This window comes from Amycolatopsis cihanbeyliensis (assembly GCF_006715045.1).
Classification (GTDB): domain Bacteria; phylum Actinomycetota; class Actinomycetes; order Mycobacteriales; family Pseudonocardiaceae; genus Amycolatopsis; species Amycolatopsis cihanbeyliensis.
In genome coordinates this window covers 3653361-3674332 of the sequence record NZ_VFML01000001.1, presented here as the reverse complement: position 1 = coordinate 3674332, position 20972 = coordinate 3653361, and the positions used below count along the sequence as shown (strand labels likewise).

General features: G+C 70.9%; 23 protein-coding genes. 6 read left to right on the top strand and 17 right to left on the bottom strand.

All coding sequences use genetic code 11. From position 1 onward, the window contains the following. Positions 1–23 precede the first annotated feature (23 nt). Entirely contained in the window at positions 24–611 is a 588-nt protein-coding gene (locus FB471_RS16440; protein ID WP_141999330.1) for a Uma2 family endonuclease, read from the top strand. On the opposite strand, the gene FB471_RS16435 is transcribed toward FB471_RS16440, so the two are convergent. From FB471_RS16435 to FB471_RS16420, 4 genes are all read right to left on the bottom strand, one after another. After that, positions 580–1821 (bottom strand): glycosyltransferase 87 family protein, encoded by a 1242-nt coding sequence (locus tag FB471_RS16435; protein WP_246076436.1) that lies wholly within the window; start codon positions 1819–1821, stop codon positions 580–582. The two genes, FB471_RS16440 and FB471_RS16435, sit on opposite strands and share 32 nt — an antisense overlap. Before the next feature lie 75 nt (positions 1822–1896). Next, positions 1897–2496: a VanZ family protein gene (locus FB471_RS16430; RefSeq protein WP_170220828.1), complete on the bottom strand. Its 600-nt coding sequence runs from the start codon at positions 2494–2496 to the stop codon at positions 1897–1899. 143 nt (positions 2497–2639) lie between these two features. After that, a complete protein-coding gene (locus FB471_RS16425; protein ID WP_141999328.1) occupies positions 2640–3323 on the bottom strand; it encodes a response regulator in 684 nt (227 codons plus the stop codon). Next, on the bottom strand, positions 3320–4930 hold the full coding sequence (locus FB471_RS16420) for a sensor histidine kinase (RefSeq protein ID WP_141999327.1): 1611 nt from the start codon (positions 4928–4930) through the stop codon (positions 3320–3322). Before FB471_RS16420 ends, FB471_RS16425 begins: the two co-directional genes overlap by 4 nt. A gap of 183 nt (positions 4931–5113) precedes the next feature. Between FB471_RS16420 and FB471_RS16415 the strand changes: the two genes are divergently transcribed. Genes FB471_RS16415 through FB471_RS16405 form a run of 3 tightly spaced genes read left to right on the top strand, consistent with a single transcriptional unit; the run spans position 5114 to position 8157 of the window. Then, complete coding sequence (locus FB471_RS16415) at positions 5114–6103, top strand: Bug family tripartite tricarboxylate transporter substrate binding protein (RefSeq protein ID WP_141999326.1); 990 nt, start codon at positions 5114–5116, stop codon at positions 6101–6103. After that, a complete protein-coding gene (locus FB471_RS16410) occupies positions 6100–6648 on the top strand; it encodes a tripartite tricarboxylate transporter TctB family protein (RefSeq protein WP_141999325.1) in 549 nt (182 codons plus the stop codon). Before FB471_RS16415 ends, FB471_RS16410 begins: the two co-directional genes overlap by 4 nt. Before the next feature lie 3 nt (positions 6649–6651). After that, a complete protein-coding gene (locus tag FB471_RS16405; protein ID WP_141999324.1) occupies positions 6652–8157 on the top strand; it encodes a tripartite tricarboxylate transporter permease in 1506 nt (501 codons plus the stop codon). Here the strand turns inward: FB471_RS16405 and FB471_RS16400 are convergent. From FB471_RS16400 to FB471_RS16385, 4 genes are all read right to left on the bottom strand, one after another. After that, positions 8130–9038: a Gfo/Idh/MocA family protein gene (locus tag FB471_RS16400; protein WP_141999323.1), complete on the bottom strand. Its 909-nt coding sequence runs from the start codon at positions 9036–9038 to the stop codon at positions 8130–8132. The two genes, FB471_RS16405 and FB471_RS16400, sit on opposite strands and share 28 nt — an antisense overlap. 275 nt (positions 9039–9313) lie before the next feature. Continuing rightward, positions 9314–10264: an alpha/beta fold hydrolase gene (locus FB471_RS16395; RefSeq protein ID WP_141999322.1), complete on the bottom strand. Its 951-nt coding sequence runs from the start codon at positions 10262–10264 to the stop codon at positions 9314–9316. A 124-nt stretch (positions 10265–10388) separates the two neighbouring features. Beyond that, positions 10389–11249 (bottom strand): 3-hydroxybutyryl-CoA dehydrogenase, encoded by an 861-nt coding sequence (locus FB471_RS16390; RefSeq protein WP_141999321.1) that lies wholly within the window; start codon positions 11247–11249, stop codon positions 10389–10391. A gap of 97 nt (positions 11250–11346) precedes the next feature. Next, on the bottom strand, positions 11347–11529 hold the full coding sequence (locus FB471_RS16385) for a DUF3073 domain-containing protein (RefSeq protein WP_141999320.1): 183 nt from the start codon (positions 11527–11529) through the stop codon (positions 11347–11349). Between the two features lie 217 nt (positions 11530–11746). Between FB471_RS16385 and FB471_RS16380 the strand changes: the two genes are divergently transcribed. Then, the gene (locus FB471_RS16380) at positions 11747–12655 is read left to right on the top strand and encodes a DUF8083 family protein (RefSeq protein WP_141999319.1); all 909 of its coding nucleotides are present in this window, start codon (positions 11747–11749) and stop codon (positions 12653–12655) included. On the opposite strand, the gene FB471_RS16375 is transcribed toward FB471_RS16380, so the two are convergent. The 3 genes from FB471_RS16375 to ygfZ form a co-directional block, all read right to left on the bottom strand. Continuing rightward, on the bottom strand, positions 12648–13616 hold the full coding sequence (locus FB471_RS16375) for an asparaginase (RefSeq protein ID WP_141999318.1): 969 nt from the start codon (positions 13614–13616) through the stop codon (positions 12648–12650). The genes FB471_RS16380 and FB471_RS16375 overlap by 8 nt on opposite strands. Beyond that, positions 13617–14192, bottom strand: a complete 576-nt coding sequence (locus FB471_RS16370; RefSeq protein WP_141999317.1) for an RsiG family protein — start codon at positions 14190–14192, stop codon at positions 13617–13619. It abuts the gene before it with no gap. 267 nt (positions 14193–14459) lie between these two features. Beyond that, positions 14460–15587 carry a CAF17-like 4Fe-4S cluster assembly/insertion protein YgfZ gene (gene ygfZ, locus FB471_RS16365; protein ID WP_141999316.1) on the bottom strand — a complete coding sequence of 376 codons (1128 nt, stop codon included), beginning with the start codon at positions 15585–15587 and terminating at the stop codon, positions 14460–14462. A gap of 31 nt (positions 15588–15618) precedes the next feature. On the opposite strand from ygfZ, the gene FB471_RS16360 reads away from it, so the two are divergent. Continuing rightward, positions 15619–16467 carry an aminodeoxychorismate lyase gene (locus FB471_RS16360; protein WP_141999315.1) on the top strand — a complete coding sequence of 283 codons (849 nt, stop codon included), beginning with the start codon at positions 15619–15621 and terminating at the stop codon, positions 16465–16467. Positions 16468–16599: 132 nt separating this feature from the next. Here FB471_RS16360 and FB471_RS16355 read toward each other — a convergent pair whose 3' ends face one another. The 6 genes from FB471_RS16355 to FB471_RS16330 all read right to left on the bottom strand — a co-directional run bounded on the left by FB471_RS16355 (position 16600) and on the right by FB471_RS16330 (position 20788). Then, entirely contained in the window at positions 16600–17217 is a 618-nt protein-coding gene (locus FB471_RS16355) for a heme-binding beta-barrel domain-containing protein (RefSeq protein ID WP_141999314.1), read from the bottom strand. Between the two features lie 245 nt (positions 17218–17462). Further along, positions 17463–17777: a DUF1416 domain-containing protein gene (locus FB471_RS16350; protein ID WP_141999312.1), complete on the bottom strand. Its 315-nt coding sequence runs from the start codon at positions 17775–17777 to the stop codon at positions 17463–17465. Further along, positions 17777–18613, bottom strand: coding sequence for a sulfurtransferase (locus tag FB471_RS16345; protein WP_141999310.1), 837 nt, complete (start codon positions 18611–18613; stop codon positions 17777–17779). The genes FB471_RS16350 and FB471_RS16345 overlap by 1 nt, the downstream gene beginning before the upstream one ends. A 40-nt stretch (positions 18614–18653) precedes the next feature. Further along, positions 18654–19091 (bottom strand): DUF4395 domain-containing protein, encoded by a 438-nt coding sequence (locus FB471_RS16340; protein ID WP_141999308.1) that lies wholly within the window; start codon positions 19089–19091, stop codon positions 18654–18656. 261 nt (positions 19092–19352) lie between these two features. Beyond that, positions 19353–19769, bottom strand: a complete 417-nt coding sequence (locus FB471_RS16335; protein ID WP_141999306.1) for a TlpA family protein disulfide reductase — start codon at positions 19767–19769, stop codon at positions 19353–19355. A 104-nt stretch (positions 19770–19873) separates the two neighbouring features. After that, positions 19874–20788 carry an LmeA family phospholipid-binding protein gene (locus FB471_RS16330; RefSeq protein WP_246076724.1) on the bottom strand — a complete coding sequence of 305 codons (915 nt, stop codon included), beginning with the start codon at positions 20786–20788 and terminating at the stop codon, positions 19874–19876. Positions 20789–20972: the final 184 nt, after the last annotated feature.

Genomic DNA, 20972 nt, shown 5'->3' with positions numbered 1-20972 from the left:
CCGGCGTACATCTGCTGGGAGTTATGCCAGACTGGCCGCACCGGGGCGAGGAGGAGGCCGGGATGAGCGTGCTGACCGGGGAACACGGGCCACTTGAGCACTGGCCACGGTCACCGGCGGACGGGGCCCGGCACTGCGAGCCGGTGGGCGGCGTGCCGCGAGCCAACCGCAAGACGCCCGCGTGCCACCGCGCCGCCACCTTCGAACTGGGCCACCAGCTACGCGCCCAGCTCCCCCGCCAGCTCTGCGTGCTGCTCGAGGTCGAGGTCGTCACCAGGCCGCACCCGGCGACCGTGCGGGTGCCGGACCTGGTGGTCGTGCCCCGCGCGGTGGCCCGCCGGAACCCGGTCCGGTATCCGGCCTTCGACGTCGCCCTCGCGGTCGAGCTGCTGCCTGCCGGTGCTGATCCGGGCGGTCGGCGGGCCCGGATCGCCGAGTACGCCGCTGCCGGGATCAGGGGATACTGGACCGTGGAGCTTGCCGGTGGCCCGCGGCTGACCGCCTACCGGCTGGCGGACACGGGCTACCGGCCGGAGGCCGAAGGTTCCGGCACCCTTGTGCTGGACGTTCCGGTGCCGGTCACTCTCGAGCTCGACCGGCTGTGCCGGTGAGCGGGGCACGCTCGCCCGGCCGCAGCGCGAACACGATCAGCATCGCCACGCCGACCAGCACGTAGCCGGAACCGAACAGGTGCTGCCACCAGGACCACCGCAGCTCGACGTCACCGGTCTGCGGCAGGTAGGAGTGCGCGCCGATCGCGAACACCGCGACCAGGAACACCGCGAGGCCGATCCGCAGCGGGCCGCCGTGCCGGGTGTAGTGCAGCAGCAGCACGGTGCCGGGCAGGATCCACACCCAGTGATGCGACCAGCTGACCGGCGAAGCGAGCATGCCCCACACCGCGACGAGCAGCAGCGCGGTCACGTCCTGGCCCGCGGCCCGTGCCTTGCGGGCGCCGATCCAGGCCAGCGCCAGGCTCGCCAGTCCCAGTGCGACCCAGACCAGGGACCGGGCCGCACCCTCCTCCATCAGTCGGTACAGCACCGCCTGGAAGCACTGGTTGAACGCGTACGCCAGGCCGCCGATCCGGTCCGGGTCGAGCAGCGCGTCGAACCAGTACGTCCTCGTGTCCGAGGGGGCGAGCGCCAACCCGACCAGGCTGAACGCCAGGAAGGAACCGAACGCCACGGCCGCGGGCCGGTACTGCCGCCGGACCAGGAAGAACAGCACGAACACCGCGGGGGTCAGCTTGATCGCGGTGGCCAGCCCGATCAGCATGCCGCGGGGCCAGCGCACCCTGGGCAGCAGGCAGTCCGCGCAGACGAGGCCCATCAGGATCATGTTGATCTGCCCGAACCCGATGGTGGAGCGGGCGGGTTCGAACAGCGCCCAGCAGGCGGCGACCCCCAGCCCGAGCACCACCGCGATGCTGCGCCGACCGTACAGCCTGCCCGCCACGGTGAGGGTGGCGGTGACCAGGCCGAGCGCGCTGGCCAGGGTCAGCAGCACCTTCGCCACATGCCATGGCAGCAGCGAGACCGGTCCGAACAGGATCGCGGCGAACGGCGGGTAGGTGAACGCGAGCGGCATGTTCGGTACCAGCGCGGGGAACCGGTCGGAGTACAACCCGATCCCGTTCAGCCAGGCGTGGCCACCGGAGCGGTAGACGTGCAGGTCCACGAAGCCGGGCACGATGAGGATGTGCGCCAGTAGCGACGCGGCCAGTACCGCCAGCGCCACCCGGATCAACACGACATGCCGGTCCCGCTCCTGGTCCCCCGCGGCGGCGACCCCGCGCCGCACCAGCACACCCCTCAGCACAGCGGGCACGATACCCGCCCGCCGCGAGTGACCCGGTTTCCCGCGCTTGTCGCCAGGAGCGTGGTGGCGCGTCAGCTAGCGGGAGGGGTGGCGGGGTAACGACCGGACGGGCGGGGAGGAGGTGCGCGGTGCGGGGATCGCGTCGACGCCCGGATACCGGGGTGCCCACCAGCGCCGGGCCAGCCGGGCGCCGGCGACCGCGCCGAGCGTGTTCAGCACGATGTCGTCGGTGGAGGTCACCCGGCCGGTGTGCAGCAGGTACTGCCCCACCTCCACGATCGTGGACACGACCAGCGCGGCGAGCGCCAGCTTGATCAGCGACCGGGACGCGCGCACCCGCAGCGGGATCAGCGCGCCGAGCGGGGCCAGCAGTACCAGGTTGCCCACCACCTGCCAGGGCGAGCCGGCGGGGGTGAGCGCCGCCACCAGGTCGGTGCCGAGCCGCAGGTGCAGGTCGGTGGGTGGGCGGCCGGGAACCGGGACGGTCACCAGGAAGCACACGATGATCACGTTGGTGCCGATGGCGACGTCCAGCGCGGCGGTGCGGCGCGCGGTCCGCAGTGGTCTCCTCCCGCTGCGCCGCTCGGTCAGCACCAGCCAGGCCAGTATCGCGAATGGCAGGGCGATAATCGTCGCGGGGATCAGCTCGCCGAATGCGCGCAGTAACGAGTCCACCCGACTCCACCTCGTCCCCTTCCTGAACGCGGTGCCTATGCGAAGCCCCTCAAGATCACCTTCGCATCGCGTTGTGGAAATCGCGCGCGGAAATGCGTTCACCTTGAGGTGATCTTGTAAGAGGCGGGGACAGTGCGAACGTGCTATTGCCGCCAGTGGTATTGCCGTTCGGGGCGGCCGGTTCCGCCGTAGCGCAGCCGGACCTCGGCATTGCCGGTTGCCGCGAAGTGCTCGAGATAGCGCCGGGAGCTGGGCCTGGACAGCTCGGTGACCTGCGCACACTCGGTCGCGGATAGCCCGTCCGGGTGATCTTGCAATGCTTGTCGCACCAGGTCGGCTGTCTGCAGGGTCAGCCCTTTCGGCAGGGTTCCCGCCGCGGGCGGCCGGGCGCCGAACACGTCGTCCACGTCCCGCTGGCCGGCCACCGAAGCCCTGGACAATCGGTTCAGTTTCTCGTGCAGCGAGCCAAAATGCCGTAGCTGGTCGCGGAGCGCGGAATGGGAGAACGGTTTGATGAGATAGTGCAGCGCGCCACCCCGCATCGCGCTTCGAATGGTGTCCACATCACGCGCAGCGGTGATCACGACGACGTCGGTGTCCACGGTGGCCGGATCGGCGCGCAGTTCCCGCAGGACGGCGATGCCGTCCATATCCGGCAGGTAGATGTCCAGCAGCACCAGGTCCGGTCGCAGGTCGCGGGTCGCGCGCAGCGCCTCCGCGCCGGTGTGCGCGACCCCGACAACCGAGAAGCCATCGGTGCGCTCCACATATCCACTGTGGACCTTGGCGACCATGAAGTCGTCGTCCACCACGAGCACCCGGATCACGGTGCCACCCTCGCCGGTCGGCGGGCCAGCGGCAAGACGGCGGTGAACACCGCGCCACCGGCGTTGTGCACCGCCACCGAGCCGTGCCGGCGCCGGCAGATCTGCCTGGTCAGGGCCAGCCCGAGCCCGCGGGCCCCGGCCGCGCCGGCGTCGTGCTCGGCGACCTTGGTGGTGAAGCCGTGGGTGAACACCTCGGTGGCGATCTCCGGGGCCACCCCGGGGCCGGAGTCGCGGACCACCACGCGCACCTCCGCCGCCTCCTGCCGGATCGTCACCTGCACCCAGTCACTTTCCGTAGTATCTCCACTGCTGTCCCGCAGCGCGTCCAGCGCGTTGTCCACCAGGTTGCCGATCACGGTCACCAGGTCGGCGGAGGTCTGCTCGTCCATGACATCGAGCCTGCTCGCCTCGGCCAGCCTGATCCCCACCCCCTGCTCGGCGGCGAGGCTGGCCTTGGCGATCAGCAGCGCGGCCACCGCCGGATCACCGATATGCGCGCTCACCTGGTCGTGCCACTCGTCCCGGGCCCGGCTGACCAGATCGACATAGCTGCGTGCCTCCTCGTACTCGCCCAGCTCGATCAGCCCGGCGATGGTGTGCAGGCGGTTGGTGAACTCATGCGCCTGCGCGCGCAGCGTGTCGGTGGCCCGGGAGTTCGCCGCCAACTCCTCGCGCAGCGTGACCATCTCCGTCCGATCACGCAACGTGGTCACGGCGCCGACCTCGCGGCCGTCCCTGGTGATCGGCATCCGGTTCATCACGAGCACCCGGCCGGCCCGCAGCACGATCTGGTCGGCCCCGCGTGCCCGGCCGGTCAGCACGTCCCGCAGGCGTTCGTTCACCGCCAACTCGCCGACCCGGTAACCCACCCGGTCGGCAGGCAGCGCCAGCAACTCCCGCGCCTTGTCGTTCACCAGCGTGATCCGGTCCCGCTCGTCCAGCGCGATGACACCTTCCTTGATCCCGTGCAGCAGGGCCTCGCGATGCTCGACCAGGTCGGTGATCTCCCTCGGCTCCAGGCCCAGCGTCTTCCGTTTGACCCGCCAGGCGAGGAAGATCGAGCCGGCCACCCCGAGCACCGTCGCGATGCCCAGCAGTGCTAGCGCGTTGCCCGGTGAGTCGGCGACGCCCTCGAAGAACCCTGGGGTCGCCTTGCTCGCCGCCACGATCCCGGTCAGCTCACCGCGGTCGCCGATCACCGGAACGTGCGCGACCAGCTCGTCCCCGACCTCGCCGACCCAGGACCGCCCCTGGGTGACCGTGCTGTCCCCGATCGGCAGCTCGGCGCGTAGCTGCCGGGGATCCGGTGAGGTGAGCACCCGGCGATCGGGCGAGGCGATGATCACGGAGTCCGCGCCGGACAGGCTGCGCGCGCTCTCCGCGAAGATCGGCAACGGGTCGCGGCGCACCGGGTCGAGCAGGCTCTCCCGTACCCCGGGCGTGGCGGCCACGGTCTCCGCCACCGACAGCAGTCGCCTGCCCTCGATGTCGGCGAAGCTCTTCCCGGACTGGATCACCGAGAAGGTCACCACGCAGGCGAGCAGGGCGAAGACGATCGCCAGCTGCCAGCCGAGCAGCTGGCGCGCCAACGATCCCTTCGCGCCCACGGCCGCCTCCTCGCTCCGAACGGGCTCTCCACTATGACACCGCAGGGCCGGGCGCGGGCGTGACCACAACGAACACAACTACCGAAAGGCCCGCAAGCGAGACAGCGGGCGGGGTGCCGGGGAGCATGACCGACCAACCGGCGGCGAGGCCGGGGCGATCGACGCACATCGAGGTGCAGCCGAATGAAGAACCCGAAGAGCTGGCTGGCGGTGCTCGCCGCGGCGTTCCTGGTGCTGCTGGTCCCGCCGCTGGTCTCCTCCGGTAGCGGCGAGGACGTCGGCGGCCATATCCGCGGCCTCCGGCTGATGGTGCCGAACACCCCCGGCGGGGGCTACGACATCACCGCGCGGACCGCCGCGAAGGCGATCGAGGACGCGGGCCTGAACGGCAACACCGAGGTGTTCAACCTGCCCGGCGCGGGCGGCACCGTCGGCCTCGGCAGGCTGGTCAGCGAGCGTGGCAACGGGAAGCTCGCCATGTCGATGGGGCTCGGCGTGGTCGGCTCGGTGTACACCAACAAGTCGCCGTCCACCTTGCAGGACACCACGCCGATCGCGCGGCTCACCGAGGAGGCCGACATCGTGGTGGTCGGCAAGGACTCCCCGTACCGGGACATCACCGAGCTGATCGAGGCGTGGCGCGCCGACCCCGGCGCGGTCTCGGTCGGCGGCGGTTCCTCGCCGGGCGGGCCGGACCACCTCGCGCCGATGCTGATGGCCGAGGCGGTCGGGATCGCGCCACCGGACGTCCGGTACGTGTCCTACGACGGCGGCGGCGAGCTGATGGCCTCGGTACTGGGCGGCGAGGTCGGTTTCGGGGTGTCCGGTATCGGCGAGACCAGGGACCAGATCGACGCGGGCGAGCTGCGCGCCCTTGCCGTCACCAGCCCGCGGCGGGTGCCGGGGATCGACGCGCCGACGCTGCGGGAGTCCGGAGTGGATGTCAGCTTCACCAACTGGCGTGGCGTCGTGGCGCCGCCGGGCATCAGCGACACCGCTCGCGACAAGCTGATCACCATGTTCACCGGGCTGCACGACACGCCGCAGTGGCAGGAGGCGTTGCGGCTGAACGGTTGGGCTGACGCCTTCCAGGCCGGGGACGAGTTCGGCGCCTTCCTCGAGGAGGAGAACGGCCGGGTGGTCAAGGTCCTGAAGGAGCTGGGACTGGCATGAACAACTCCACTGTAGACACTCCGGACCCGGCCGTGGCCGGCCCTGCCGGCGCCGGCCGGTGGTGGCGCACCAGGTCCGAACTCGGCGTCTGCCTGCTGCTGCTCGCGCTCGGGGTGCTGGTGCTGACCGACGCGCTGAGTATGCCGGTGGACTTCACCCAGCGCGGCCCGATCGGGCCCAAGGCCGTCCCGGTGCTGGTCGGCACTGCGCTGGTCGTGGTGGCCGCGCTGCTGGCCCGCGATGTGTTGCGCGGCGGCCGGGGCGAGGCCGAGGGCGGGGAGGACGTCGACCTGGACACCCCGGCCGACTGGCGCACCGTACTGCTGCTGTCCGGCGCCTTCCTCGCCAACGCGGCGCTGATCGACACCGCGGGGTTCCCGGTCTCCTCGGCGGTGCTGTTCTGGGGCGCCTCCTACGCGCTCGGCAGCAGGAACCTCGTCCGGGATCCGCTGATCGCGGCCACGGTCTCGGTGGTCACCTGGATCGTCTTCGACGAACTGCTCGGGGTTCCACTTCCCGGCGGCCCGCTGATGGGGGTGCTGTAGCCGATGGATTCGTTTTCCCTGCTGCTGGACGGTTTCAGCACCGCACTCACCCCGCAGCACCTGCTGTTCGCCGCGATCGGGGTCATTCTCGGTACCGCGATCGGCGTGCTGCCGGGGATCGGCCCGGCGATGGCCGTCGCGCTGCTGCTCCCGGTGACCTACGGGCTGGAATCCACCGCCGCGTTCATCATGTTCGCCGGCATCTACTACGGCGGCATGTTCGGCGGCTCGACCACCGCGATCCTGCTGAACACCCCCGGCGAGAGCGCCTCGGTGGTCACCGCGATCGAGGGCAACAGGATGGCCAAGCGCGGCCGCGGCGCGCAGGCACTGGCCGCGGCCGCGATCGGCAACTTCGTCGGCGCGCTGATCGGCACCATCGCGCTGGTGCTACTGGCCCCGGTGGTGGCCTCGTTCGCGGTGGACATCGGTGCCCCGGACTACTTCGCGTTGATGGTGCTGGCCTTCATCGCGGTCACCTCGGTGCTCGGCAGGTCCAGGGTGCGCGGGTTCGCCTCCCTGCTGATCGGGTTGACCATCGGGCTGGTCGGGCTGGACGACATGACCGGGCAGTCCCGGCTCACCCTCGGTTCCCTGCACCTGGCCGACGGGATCGATGTGGTGATCGTCGCGGTGGGGCTGTTCGCGGTCGGCGAGTCCCTGTGGGTGGCCGCGCACCTGCGGCACAAGCAGGACAAGCCGATCCCGGTCGGCAGGCCATGGCTGGGCCGCGCCGAGCTGCGGCGGACCTGGAAGCCATGGCTGCGCGGGCCGCTGCTCGGGTTCCCGTTCGGGGCGATCCCGGTCGGCGGCGCGGAGATCCCGACCTTCCTGTCCTACGTCACCGAGAAGCGACTCGCCAGGAACCGCGAGTTCGGCTCGGGCGCCATCGAGGGGGTGGCCGGGCCGGAGGCCACCGCCAGCGCGTCGGCCTCCGGGACGCTGGTGACCATGCTGACCCTCGGCCTGCCCACCACCGCCACCGCCGCGGTGATGCTGGCCGCGTTCCGGCAGTACGGCATCCAGCCGGGGCCGCTGCTGTTCGAGCACGAGTCGGCGCTGGTGTGGGGCCTGATCGCGAGCCTGTTCATCGGGACCGCGTTGCTGCTGGTGATCAACCTGCCGCTGGCGCCGGTGTGGGCGAAACTGCTCCGGATCCCGCGGCCGTACCTGTACGCGGGGATCCTGTTCTTCGCCGCGGTCGGTGCGTACGCGGTCGGCGGTGAGGTGATCGACCTGCTGCTGCTGTTCGTGATCGGGCTGCTCGGGTTCGCCATGCGGCGCTACGGCCTACCGGTGCTGCCCGCGATCATCGGCGTGATCCTCGGCCCGGCCGCGGAGCAGCAGATGCGGCGCGCCCTGCAGCTCAGTGACGGCGACCTGATCGGACTGGTCAGCTCGCCGATCGCCGCGGTGATCTACCTGATCGTCGCCGCCCTGCTCGCCTGGCCCCTGCTGCGCAAGCTGATCCGTGCCCGGCGTCAGCCAGGGGACCGCGTCGACGCCTGACCGGCGGCGTGCTGGGCCTGGTCGAGGAGGTGCTGCAGGTGCAGGCCGCGGTGCACATCGCAGGGATGTTCGCGGGTGCCGCTGACGACCAGCGCGGCCAAGTCGTCCAGCAACGCCGTGTAGCACTCGTGCGCCGCACCCGGCTTGCGACCCAGCGCGCGGTAGCCGTGCTCGCCGTATACCGCGAACTCGATCACGGTCGGGTCGATCGGCAGCCGCAGGGACAGCGCGGCCGTACTGGTCGCCCCGCCCTTGTGCTCGAACAGTAGCTGCCACAGGTCCTCCGGGCTGCGGTGCGCGGCCAGCACCCCGGTGATCTCGCCGAGGGCGGCGTCCATCAGGTCGATCACGTGTGGCCCGATGTCCGCCAGCGCACCGAGATCGTGCCGCCACGGCGAGCCGCCGTACTTGCTGCCGAGCAGGGCACCGGACAGCCACCGGGCGCTGCCGCCGCGCCAGTCGCCGGTGTTGCCGAGGTCCGCCAGCCAGTCCCGGGTCTGCATGGCGTAGCGCAGGGTGAGTACGACCAGCGCGACGACCCCGGCATCGTCCACGGCATCCGCGATCCGCCGGGCCTGCTCGGCGTCCCGCGCGATCGGCTTCTCCAGGACCAGGTGCTTGCCCGCCCGTGCCGCCCGCGGTGCCAGCTCGGCCTGCGCCGCGGGCGGCACGGCGAAGGCAACGGCGTCGACCTGGTCGAGCAGTTCCTCGAACCCGGTACAGGGCAGCGCGCCGTGCGCCGCGGCCAGTTCCCTCGCCGCCTCCGGCCTGCGGGTCCATACCGCGGTCAGTTCCGTACCGGGATGCTCGGCGAGGCCGGGTGCGTGCACGGAGCCGGCCCACGGGCCGCCGCCAACCAGACCCACGCGAAGCTGCTGCATGCAGCGCAGCCTAGGGGGTCGGCGGCTGGGCCGGCTCAGTGCCTGTTCCTCACCGCGCGACACGATCGTTGGCAGCAGCCCAGCGGCGCGGAGCGCCACCGTATGGGTGGTGATGGGAGACGGGCGGGGCTTGGACTTGGCCACGACCATGACCTCACCAGGTCGTACGCCCCGCCTCCCCGCTCGTGGGCTACGCCGCGCGCGTTCCTCCACTCACCGTGAGCAGTTGCGTCCAGTCCCGAACACGCTCTCAGTGCGCCGCCGGAGTCGGGGAGTCAGGACCGGCGCCGGGCGAGCCGGTCCAGGATCTCGATCAGTTCGGCCGTCTTCGCCACGTTCGGGACATGCCCGGTGTCCAGGTCGAACACCGTGAAGCGGTTCCCCGGTGTGCGGCGATCGGCTTCGGCGATCATCCGGTTCTGCAACGGTAGCGGCAGCACCCGGTCCCTGGCGTGCCGGATGTAGGCCCTGGGCACCCGCCCCCAGCCGCGCGGGTCGCCTCGGCTGTCCTCGGCGCCCTTGCCGAGGATCTCGTCCGGCGCCATGGAGTTGAGTAGCGCGAACAACTCCGCGTCGGTGCCGTCCTCGATGAGTACGCGTTTCGCCGTGGCGAGCAGGTCGGGGTCGGCGAGCCGCCAGTTGGACCGGACCGCGCCGATCACGGCCGGGTCGGCGGCGAGGAAGCCGAGCAGTTCCCCCACCTCACTCGCCGCGCCCTCCGGGGTGCGCAGGTACTCGTCCGGGGACGCGAGCTCCGTGCAGCAGTACGCGGTGTCGTAGACCAGCCGGTCGATCAGCTCCGGCACCCGGTTCGCGACCAGGGTGATCGTCGCCCCGCCGATGCTGCCGCCCACCAGCACCACCGGCCCGAGGCAGGCCGCCCTGCGCACGACGGCGACGGTGGCGTCCACCTGGTCGGCGAGTGTGACTCCGGCCAGCGGCGAGGGCTCGGTGGCCAGCGCCGCCAGGTCCTGCGGGGCCTGGTAGGAGCGGCGATACTGACCCGCGGTGTCGGCGAACCCGGGCGGCGTGACCCCGACACAGCGGTGCCCGCGCAGGGCGAGCTCGTCCACGGTCGTGCCGGCGCCGTTCGAGCCGGCCGCGAACACGAAAGTGGTGCCGCCGTGCCGCCTGCCGCCCACGGCGTGCGCCGTGCCCGGGGAAAGGCCGATCGCGGCGGCGGAGGCCGCGCCGGTCAGCGCGGCACGGCGGGTGTGTCCAGCCATCGGGAAGTCCCCCTGGAATGATCGGGTGCGTACCCGATCATCGAAGCCGCCCGCGGCACACCGCGGAAAGCGTCAGAGGTTGACGAGTCGTGCCGGAGACACCACCGAAAGTTGCGGCCGACTCCTACTCGTAGCTGTAGAAGCCCCGCCCGGTCTTCTTGCCGAGCAGGCCCGCGTCCACCATCCGCAGCAACAGCGGAGGTGAGGAGTACAGCGGCTCCTTGAACTCGGCGTACATCGAGTCCGCGATCGCCTTGATGGTGTCCAGCCCGATCAGGTCGGACAGCCGCAGCGGGCCCATCGGGTGCGCGGTACCCAGTTCCATCCCGCGGTCGATGTCCTCGGCCGAGGCGAACCCCGACTCGATCATCCGGATCGCCGAGAGCAGGTACGGCACCAGCAGTGAGTTCACGATGAAGCCGGCCCGGTCCTGCGAGCGGATCACGGTCTTGCCCAGCGCCTCGGTGACGTGGGAGTCCGCCCGCCTGCTGGTCTCCTCGCTGGTCAGCAGGGAGGGCACCAACTCGACCAGTGGCAGTACCGGCACCGGGTTGAAGAAGTGGATGCCGACCACCTGCTGCGGCCGCTCGGTCGCCATGCCCAGCTTCATGATCGGGATGGAGGAGGTGTTCGAAGCGAAGATCGCGTCCTCCCTGCGCACCACCTTGTCCACCGAGCGGAACACGTCCACCTTGGCCTGCTCCTGCTCCAGCACGGCCTCGATGACCAGATCCCGGTCGGCGAAAGCCTCCAGGTCGGTGCTGAAGGTGAGCTTCGCCAGCGCCGCCTCGGCGTCGGAGTTCGCCAGCTTCCCGTTGCGAACGGCCCGCTGCAACGACTTCTCGATCCGCGCCTTGCCCGCGTCCAGCGCGGGCCGGTCGACCTCGGTGACTGTGACATCCAGCCCGGCCTTGGCATGCACCTCGGCGATGCCCGAGCCCATCAGGCCCGCGCCGATCACGCCTACTCGCTGGATGTCCGGCATCGCCGCTCCTCAGTGTCCGGTCGGTTCGGGTACGCGCGTGACTCGAGGGTGGGTCCCAGTGGCGTGCTGGTTCCCACCCTCGAGTGCGATGCGTACGTCAACGACGGTCGTCGTACCCGTCGTCGTATGGGTCCTCGTAACGCTGCTCGTCCTTGTACTCGTCCTCGGACGAGTTGCTGGACAGTTCCCGCTGCAGCGCTTCGAAGTCCGTGTTGGGAGTGCTGTACTTGAGCTCCCGGGCCACCTTCGTCTGCTTGGCCTTGGCTCGGCCGCGCCCCATGGCTCGACCCCCTCGCACAGGGGCGGGGCGGCCGGGGGAAACGGCGGCCCCGCGTCGTCTCGACAACTAATTCCTGTACACACCGTACCGTGTCGATGGGGGAGGACGCGACGCGGCACGGTGTGCGAGACGCGACAGCCTTTCCGGCCCGGTGCGGACTCCCGCGCTCGGTCCGGCCGGTGCTTGCCATCCGGCGGCGACGTGCCACGATGCCCGTGTGCTCCGTCCGTTCGTGGCCTACCTCAGGGTGTACGAGCCGTTGTCGGCGTTCGGCGAACCGCCGGACGAACGGCTCGTCAAGGCCGTCAAAGAAGCCCGCCTGACCAGGGCGAACGCGGGCGAGCGTGAGCAGCTCATGTGGCTGAGATCACAAACCGCGGCACCGATGCGATTGCTGCCCGCCGAGCTCGCCGATGGCAGCGCCGCCCCCAGCACGCTGACCGACGTGCTGGTGCTGGATCCCGACGACGTCCCGCCGGACACCGAGGGCGAGGAGGTCGGTCCCGGCCCGCTGGTGTGCCCGCTGGAACTCCGCGCCCGGTCCGCGGCGGCCCTGGTGAGTTTCCTCGGCGACGCCCATCCCGCGCTGCGCGAGGCCGTGCTCTCCGCCGCGGGCACCTCGGCCGAGTCGGTGCGCGCCCGCACCACCGCCGCGCTCGGCGAGCTGGGCGGCTCCGCCATGCACGTGCTGTCCACCACCTGGACGGTGCCGCTGCCCTGGTTCTCGCTGATCGAACCGGACCGCAAGCGGCTGGTGCTCGGCTCGGGGCGCTATGACCCGGAACGCGAACTGTCCTGGCGCGCCACGATGGGCGACGCGCGTCGCCGGGTCACCGAGGCCAGTGAGCTGGTGCACGACACCATCGGCGACTCGGGGCCGAGCCGGATTCTCGCCGAGACCGCGCGCTGGCTGGACAACTTCCATCCGAACTCCGCGGTGGAACTCGACTACGGCGGGCTGGTCCAGCTGATCGCCGACCCGATCCTGGACTCGGACTCCTCCGCCGAGGAGGTGCATCGCATCCTGGACGCGCTGCGCGCGGGCAACGTGGAACAGCTCGCCGAGCTGTTCCAGGACCTGCGGGACTACTGGAGCGAGCTGGCGGCCAGGGAACGGTTCAACTAGCCGGACCGCGTCCGGTCCGTAGCACGCCCTCGCGCACGCGCAGCTCACCGACCCGGCGCCCGCCGCCGCGGACCTCGCCCGCGGCGAGGCCGTCCAGCACCGAGCGGGCGGCCGGGTTGTCCGGCAGCGCTCCCAGCTCGCGCAGCGCCGCCACCAGTAGCGGGTTCCGGGCCCTGGTGGCGCCGTCGTCGATCTTCAGCGCGATCGCCGTGCCGTCCGGCAGCGCCATGGCGTGCACCCCCTCGGCCCCGCCCTTGGCGAGCAGCCCGGGCACGGCGAGCATCAGCAGCGTGTCCTCCCTGCCGGTACCGGCCACCAGCCACGGATGCGCCCGCATCGCGTCCGCGATCCGGCGCTGGTCCCCCGCTGCGGTGACCAGCCCCTGGTAGGCGCGGGCCAGCCCGGTCAGGGAGAAGGCGAACAGCGGTGCGCCGCAGCCGTCCACCCCGGTCGCCGCGATCGGCTCGCCGGTGGCCTCGACCACCGTCTCCGCGATGGTCCGCTGCAGCTTGTGCTCGGGGTGCCCGTAGCCCTCGGTCGGCCGGTCGGCCTGCACGCAGGTGGCCAGCATCGCGGCGTGCTTACCGGAGCAGTTCATCGCGGCGCGCCGGCTGCCGGTGGCCGCGCAGGGTTGGTACAGCGGCCGGTCCGGCGGGCAGGCCAGCGCCTCCTCGCCGAGGCCGTGCCGCTCCAGCAGCGCCAGCGCCCTGCGCACGTGCTCCGGTTCACCGTTGTGCGAGGCGCAGCCGAGTGCGAGGTCGGCCTCGTCCAGGTCCAGCCCGGCCCGCAGCATGCCGAGTCCCTGCAGCGGTTTGTTCGCCGAACGCGGATAGACCGGGCTCCGCACCTCGCCCAGCTCGAGCAGTGGCGAGCCGTCCGGCCCGAGGATGACCAGCGCGCCGTGGTGCACACTCTCCACGAACCTGGAGCGGACAACCTCCACCAGCACGGGGTTGTCCATTTACGCGCTTGTTCCTTCCTCGTGCCCGCGCTCGCGGCTGATCAGCTCGTCCACCGAGGCGGTGCCCTGCGCGTACCGGCCCGCGATCTCCGCGTTGATGGTGTCCACCACGGTCTGTACCTCGCGGCGCCGGGTGGACACCGAAACCTCTTGCTCGCGGTAGGTGGCCAGCGCCTCGGCCAGCTTCTCCTCGGAGAGTGCCTCCACATCGGAGAGATCCGCGTCGCCGACCAGCGCCTCCGCGTGCCGCCGGTGCTCACCGGCGCGGGACGGCTCCAGCGGCTGGTGCCGTCCCGAGCCCGTCGCGGGTCCGAGCGCGTTCGCGGCGAGGATCGCCGCGAGCTGGTCCACGACGCTGTCCGCCCCACCGTTGCTGCGACGTTGCTGCTCGGCACGAACGATGTCGATGCGGGCATGCAGCAACCGCCGCAGGTAGGAAAGGTCGGTCTCCTCCTGCGCGGCCTCGTTACGGCGTTCGCGCAGCGTCCCCAACGGGAGGCCGCCGAGGTCACGCACGTAGTCGGCGGCGAGGACCCGGTCGATCCGACGACGCCCACCTGGCCGGACTTCGATCACGCCGCCATCCTGCTCTACATCCCGCGAGCGCGCCAGGGGCCGGAGGTCGCGCACTCCGCCACACCACTCAGTGTTCGTCTGGAAACGCGCGACGTTCGTCTGGGAAACGCGCGACACGATCGTTGGCAGCGGACGGGCGGGCGGGGCTCGGACTCCGGTCACGGCCGTCACCTCCGCAGGTAACTCGCCCCGCCTCCCCGCTCGTGGCTCCACCACGCGCGTTCTTCCGCCCGGCACCGCAGGTTCCAGCGGTTCTCGGACGTTCCGTCACCCGCGTAGACCCTTCACCGCTTCGCGGCCCGGCGCTTCACCCTCCTCGGGGACGGAGTCCGGGTCGATGGCGGCCTGCACCACCCGGTCCTCGGCGCCGGCCAGTAGCTCGGCGTCCGCGGGCGTGGTGCGTTTCACCAGTGCCAGCGCGATCGGTCCCAGCTCGTGGTGCTGGATCACGCTGCCCACCCGGCCGATCTCCTTCTCCCCGCGCAGTACCGGGTCCCCGGTCTCCGGGGTGATCTCCGGCGAGCCGTCCAGGTGCAGCAGCACCAGGTGCCGGGGCGGGCGGCCCACGTTGTGCACCTTGGCCACCGTCTCCTGCCCGCGGTAGCAGCCCTTGGCCACATGTGCCGCCGAGCCGATCCAACCGACCTCGTGCGGGATCGCGCGCTCGTCGGTGTCCACCCCGAACCGCGGGCGCAGCGACTCCACCCGCAGCGCGTCGAAGGCCCAGCTGCCCGCGGGGTGAGCGCCGGCCGCGGTGATCCGGCGCCACCATTCGGCCAGCTCGGCCCTCGGCACCAGCAGGTCAACGGCGTGCGGCCCGGGCCATGGCATCCGCCTGGCCAGGCCGCCGGGCAGTGCGGCCACGTCGTAGGGCGCCTCGCCGAGTTCGATGTCCAGCCCGGCGAGCACCCCTGGCACCTCCGGCCCGAGCAGGCTCAGCACCGCCAGCTCCCCGGTACGGTCCCGGATGTCCACCTTCGCCCAGAACCTCATCGCATCGAGGTACTCGAGCAGGCTCTGTTTCCCGCCCTGCGGCAGCGCGCTGGTGGCCTGCGCACCGGGGTAGGAGTCCAGGTACACGGCGCCGTCCAGGTGGGCCAGCACCATGTGCGTGTCGATCCGGCCCTGGCTGTCCAGCACCAGCGCCTCGGTGCCCGCACCGTCCGGCAGCCCGGTGACGTGCTGGGAGATCACCAGATGTAGCCAGGAGAGCCGCTCCTCGCCGGAGACCGCGAGCACCTCCCGGTGCGATCGGTCCACCACCACCGCCGCGCGGGCGGCCGTGCGTTGCTCGGCGAACGGGTCCCCCCAGTGCCACGGCACACCGACCTCCGGATGACCCTCGGGGGCGGCGACCGCGCGGGGCAGGTCGAGCAGCGCGGAGTTCACAGTCATACCTCCAATCGTAGGTGAGTACGGTGAGGGCATGCGCGTGCTTGCCTTCCTGGACGGGACTCTCGCCGACCCCGATGCCGCCCACATCACGGTGGATGATCTCGGCCTGCTGCGAGGTGACGGCATCTTCGAGACCGTGCTGGTCGCGGAACGGAAACCGCGGGAGCTCGGGCCGCACCTCGACCGGCTCGCCCGCTCGGCCTCGATGCTGGACCTGCCGGAGCCGGACGGCGCGGCCTGGGAACGGCTCACCCGGCAGGTGATCGACAACTGGCCCGGTTCGGGCGACTTCGCGCTGAAGCTGGTCTACACCCGCGGCCGGGAGGGTGACCCGGCGGCCGAGCCGACCGGGTTCGCGCTCGGCATGGAGATCGACCCGAAGGTGCTCGAGGCACGGGAGAAGGGCATCGCGGCGGTCACCCTGGAGCGGGGCATCGAACCCGGGCTGGCCGAGCGGGCACCCTGGCTGCTGCTGGGTGCGAAATCGCTCTCCTACGGCATCAACATGGCCGCAGTGCGGGAGGCCGCCCGCCGGGGCGCCGCGGATGTGGTGTTCACCGCGGGCGACGGCTCGGTGCTGGAGGGGCCGACATCGACGGTGCTGCTCGCCCGCGGCCGGACCTTGTACACCCCGCCGCCGAGCATCGGCATCCTGCCGGGGACCACCCAGGCCGCGGTGTTCCGCGGTGCCGAGCGGGCCGGCTGGACCACCAAGATCGAGCCGCTGCGGGTGACGGACCTGCCCGCCGCGGACGGGGTGTTCCTCGCCTCCTCGGTGCGCAAGCTGACCAGGGTGCACACCCTGGACGGAGCCGTACTGCCGGACTCCACCGAGCCGCACGCCGAGCTGGCCGAGGCCTACGAGCAGGTGTACCGCTAGGCCGCCCGCAACGGAACCCCTCCCGGCAGTGCGGTGAACGTGGCTTTCCGGGCGTTCAACGCCGCGAACGGCACTATTGAGACGTCTGACGTCGCGAACGCCACGTTCAGGGCGTTTCCGGTTGCCGAGGGGCTAGCCGACCACGCGGCGCAGGTACGCGGAGACGTGTGGCTGCATCGGCTGGCCGACCATCGCACGTTCCTCGACGTAGCCGAGGTCCCCGCTGTTCACCAGGCCGTACAGCCGCTGCGCGCCGGTCACCTCCTTGGCGCTGGCCGAGCGCACCACGGCGTCCGTGCCGAGCTCCCATGACCCCTGGCCGCGTGGCTTGCCGTAGAACAGCTCGATGATGCCGCTGGAGTGCGCGAGCAGCAGTTCGATGCTGTGGTCGGCCTGCGGCCGCCACCAGCCGGCCTCCCGCGCCGCGGGCCGGATCACGTTGCCCTCGTCATCCAGCAGCCAGGACCGGGCCTCGTGGATCAGGAACGGCCTGCCGTCGTGCGCGATGGTGAGCTGCTGGGCGAAGCGGACCGGCCCCTCGATGGTCGGGTAGTTGATCTCACCCTCGCCGCGCCAGACGCCGACCAGCGGCAGCAGCGCGACGCAGGCCTCGTTCAGGTCGGGACCCTCCCGCAGGTTCGCCGTGTCGCCGGGGACCGGCAGGTCCTCCAGCTGCGGGATGTTGCGGCCCGCGGTCTGCTTCGCGCGCTCCGCGGCCGCCTCGATCGCCTCGTTGCCATCGGTGGACATACTCAGCGCTGGTCCGAGTACAGCCGGTAGACGACGTAGCCGCCGAACCAGGTCACGCCAAGGATGGCCAGGACCAGCAGGGTAGTAAACACAATCTCCACGCGCTGCAGGATAGCTCCCTCGGAACGGTCCGGCCGGGCGCAGGGGGCAACTGGTGGCCCAACCCATAGTCGGGTGAGCATGGTCACCGGACACGCGAAGGACCCGCAGGCGGCTTGCCCACGGGCCCTTCGCGCGGTCGTCCGTCAGGCGGCCCTGGCCACCGGGATCTCCACCTGGTGCAGTCCCGCGCCCTCGGCGGTCACCGAGGCCTCGCCGTTGCCGGAGGCGTGCAGCGCGCGCACGGTCCAGGTGCCGGGCGCGGCGTAGAACCGGAAGTCGCCCTCCGCGGAGGCCTGTACCTCACCCGCGAAGTCACCGTCCGCGTTGAGCAGCCGCACGTAGGCGCCGCCGAGCGGGCCCGCGGCACCGGTCACCTTGCCCGCGACGACCACCTGGCCGCCGGTGTCCACATCCGAAGGGGTCGCCGTCTGCGCAGGCGCGCCGCAACCGTCGCTCATCACTTGGCTCCAATCTCGATCGGCACGCCGACCAGCGAGCCGTATTCCGTCCACGAACCGTCGTAGTTCTTCACATCCGTCAGCCCGAGCAGCTCGTGCAGCGCGAACCAGGTGTGGCTGGAGCGCTCGCCGATCCGGCAGTAGGCGATGGTCGCCTTGCCGGTGTCCAGCCCGGCCTCGGCGTACAGCTCCTTCAGCTCCTCGGCGGTCTTGAAGGTGCCGTCCTCGTTCGCCGTCTTCGCCCACGGCACGTTCACCGCGCTCGGGATGTGCCCGGCGCGCTGCGCGGACTCCTGCGGCAGGTGCGCGGGGGCGAGCAGCTTGCCGCTGAACTCGTCCGGGGACCGCACGTCCACCAGGTTCTTGGTGTTGATCGCGTCGACCACCTCGTCGCGGAAGGCGCGGATCGCGGTGTCCGGGTCCTTGGCGACGTAGTTCGTCGGCTCGCGCTTGACCTCGTCGGTGGTCAGCTCACGGCCGTCCAGTTCCCACTTCTTCCTGCCGCCGTCCAGCAGCTGCACCTTGTCGTGCCCGTACAGCTTGAAGTACCAGTACGCGTACGCGGCGAACCAGTTGTTGTTGCCGCCGTAGAGGATCACCCGGTCGTCGTTGCCGATGCCCTTTTCCGACAGCAGCTTGGCGAAGCCGTCCCTGTCCACGAAGTCGCGGCGGACCGGGTCCTGCAGGTCGTTCTTCCAGTCGATCTTCACCGCGCCGCGGATGTGGCCACCGTCGTACGCGGTGGTGTCCTCGTCGACCTCGGCGAACACCACGCCGGGGGTGTCCAGATTCTCCTCTGCCCACTGGGTAGTGACCAGGACGTCTTCACGGCTCATTGAGCGGCACTCACTTTCTTCTTGGGTGGGTTGACATGGATCAGGACGGTTGGGCTCCCGCCCGCGGCACGAACCTGCGGATCAGCAGGTACATCTCGCAGCCGAGGCAGAAGTTGAACGCGGCGTTGAGGAACGCGGCGAACAGCGCGAACGCGGTGGCGACAACGCCGAGCCAGGTCAGGCCCGCCGCGTAACCGATCGTGCCCACCAGCGCGAAGACGAACCCGACCGCCTGGGCGAACCGCAACGGGGCGGGGTCCTCGCGTTCGGTGGTCGGTCGCAAACGGGGTGCGATGAGCGCGCGGTAGAGCACCGAGTACGGCGCCGGTTTCAGCCCGACGAACGCCCCGATCGCGAACACCACCGCCTGCGCCGCGAGCAGCGGCCACCAGCCGGTGAGCAGCACGACGACGAGCACAACCGAGGTCAGTACGGCCGCGAAGCGCGGGCCGCGGGGGTCGACTGCTGGTCCGGACATGTCAGCTCCTTGGCTCGGCAAGGGAGGACGCGGAGGGGACGCGAGAGCGGGAACCGGCTGTCGAGCGGCTGCGAGTCGCTGTTACCGGCCGTTCCGCTGGAGTCGACACAGGCTGCTGCGCACGCGGCACAGATCCACCGCGCGGCGCTGCGTGAGCAGGTTGAGAGGCAGCCGTTCCACGAGTGCCAGGGTACCGATACTCCCTCAGAGTGGGAACCATGCTCACTTACTGAGACGATTCCCATATCCCGGGAGGGGCGGTCAGGGCAGGTGGGGGCGGAGGGCGGTGAGCAGGTCGGCGGACCGGGGGACGCCGTGCACCCGCATCAGTTCCCGGCCACCGGGATCCAGCGCGAGCGTGGTGGGGGTGCGCCACACGCCGAGCCGCTGGGCCACCTCGGGACGCTGGGTGATGTCCAGGTCCACGTGCCGCAGCCCCTCGGTCCGTTCGGCGAGGGTGGACAGCACGGCCCTGGCATGCCGGCAGGGGGCGCAGAACGTGGTGGACAACTGCACCAGCGTGACCGGGTCCTCGGCGCCCAGCGCCTCGGCGACCGGGCCGGGCAACTCGCGCTCCGGCTGCCGGGCCGCGGTCACCCGACCGTTCCGCGCGTGCAGCGCGGCCCCGGCGGCCAGCCCGAGCAGCAGGGTGCCGATGGCCACCCACAACCCGATCATGATCGCCTCACCCCCTGGAGGGTTGTTCCGGACCGACCCAGCGACCGCGGGCCGCCAGGCCCATGCGGGAGGTCGGTGCAGGTCGCGGTACCAGGTGACGCACGCTACCGACCTGAATAACCCGACGTCGAATATGACGCTTGGGACACTCCGGCGAACGTCACGTCCTTGGCCTCGCCCTTCACCACCAGTGCGCCCGACTCGACCTTGATCGCCGTCGGCGTCACGGTGAACGGCAGGCTGCCGGTGTTGATGTTCGCCTCGAAGTTCGGCAGCAGTGCTTCCTGGACTTCCTGGGGAACGACAGTGGTCTCCTTGTCATTCCCGAACTGCAGGCGTTCCGGCGTGATGTGCACCGTGCTGCCGTCCAGCCGGATCATCGCGAAGGCGAAGATCTCGAGCCGCTCGCCGGCGATCTGCACCTCGCCGGACAGCCGGATGCCCGCGGAGGACTCGTCCTCGGCCGGTTCGGTCTCCCCGCTGTCGTCCTTCTTGGTGCCCTCGGAGTCGGTGCCCGCCTCGTCGCCGTGGCGCACGTACTCCTCGGTGGACGGCTCGATCCGCAGGTTCTCGATCTTCGTCAACGGGTCGACCCTCGCGATATCGCTCTGTTTCAGCCGCACCTGCCCTTCCAGCGTGCCGATCTTGATCCTGTCGACATCGCCGTTCAGCAGGTCGGACAGCGGGGCGTCCACGTTCAGGAGGTCGGCGTTGATCTCCACGTCGCGCAGGGTGTCCTGGACCGGGACGCCGGTCGCGTGCACCGAGATGTGATCGTAGTCACCGGAGAGAGCCTGCACACTGAACGGGAATCCGCGCACCGTCACCGCGGGGTCGTCACTGAGCTGGAGCTGCTCCCGCGCCTTCTGCGAGATCGTGTGCTCGGCCGCCGCGGCCAGCGCGAAATCCGCGCCGACGAGCAGGCCGAGCAGCACGACCAGCACGATGACGATCTTCTTGGTCCGCCGCCCCCTGCGCCGGCCTCCCGGGGCGGGTCCAGGCCGGTTGGGCTGGGTCACGGTGCTGCTCACAATCGCGTCCGTTCTTTCACCTGATCGGCCCTTGCGTCCACACCACCTTGCCCGAGCTGGTGTGATGCGGATGTCATGGGGACGACATGTGCATGGTCACCGGCTATTCTCACGTACCAAGGAGACCGGATGTAGCCCGACCAACCCGGTCGTCCGGGCTGCGCCGGACCAG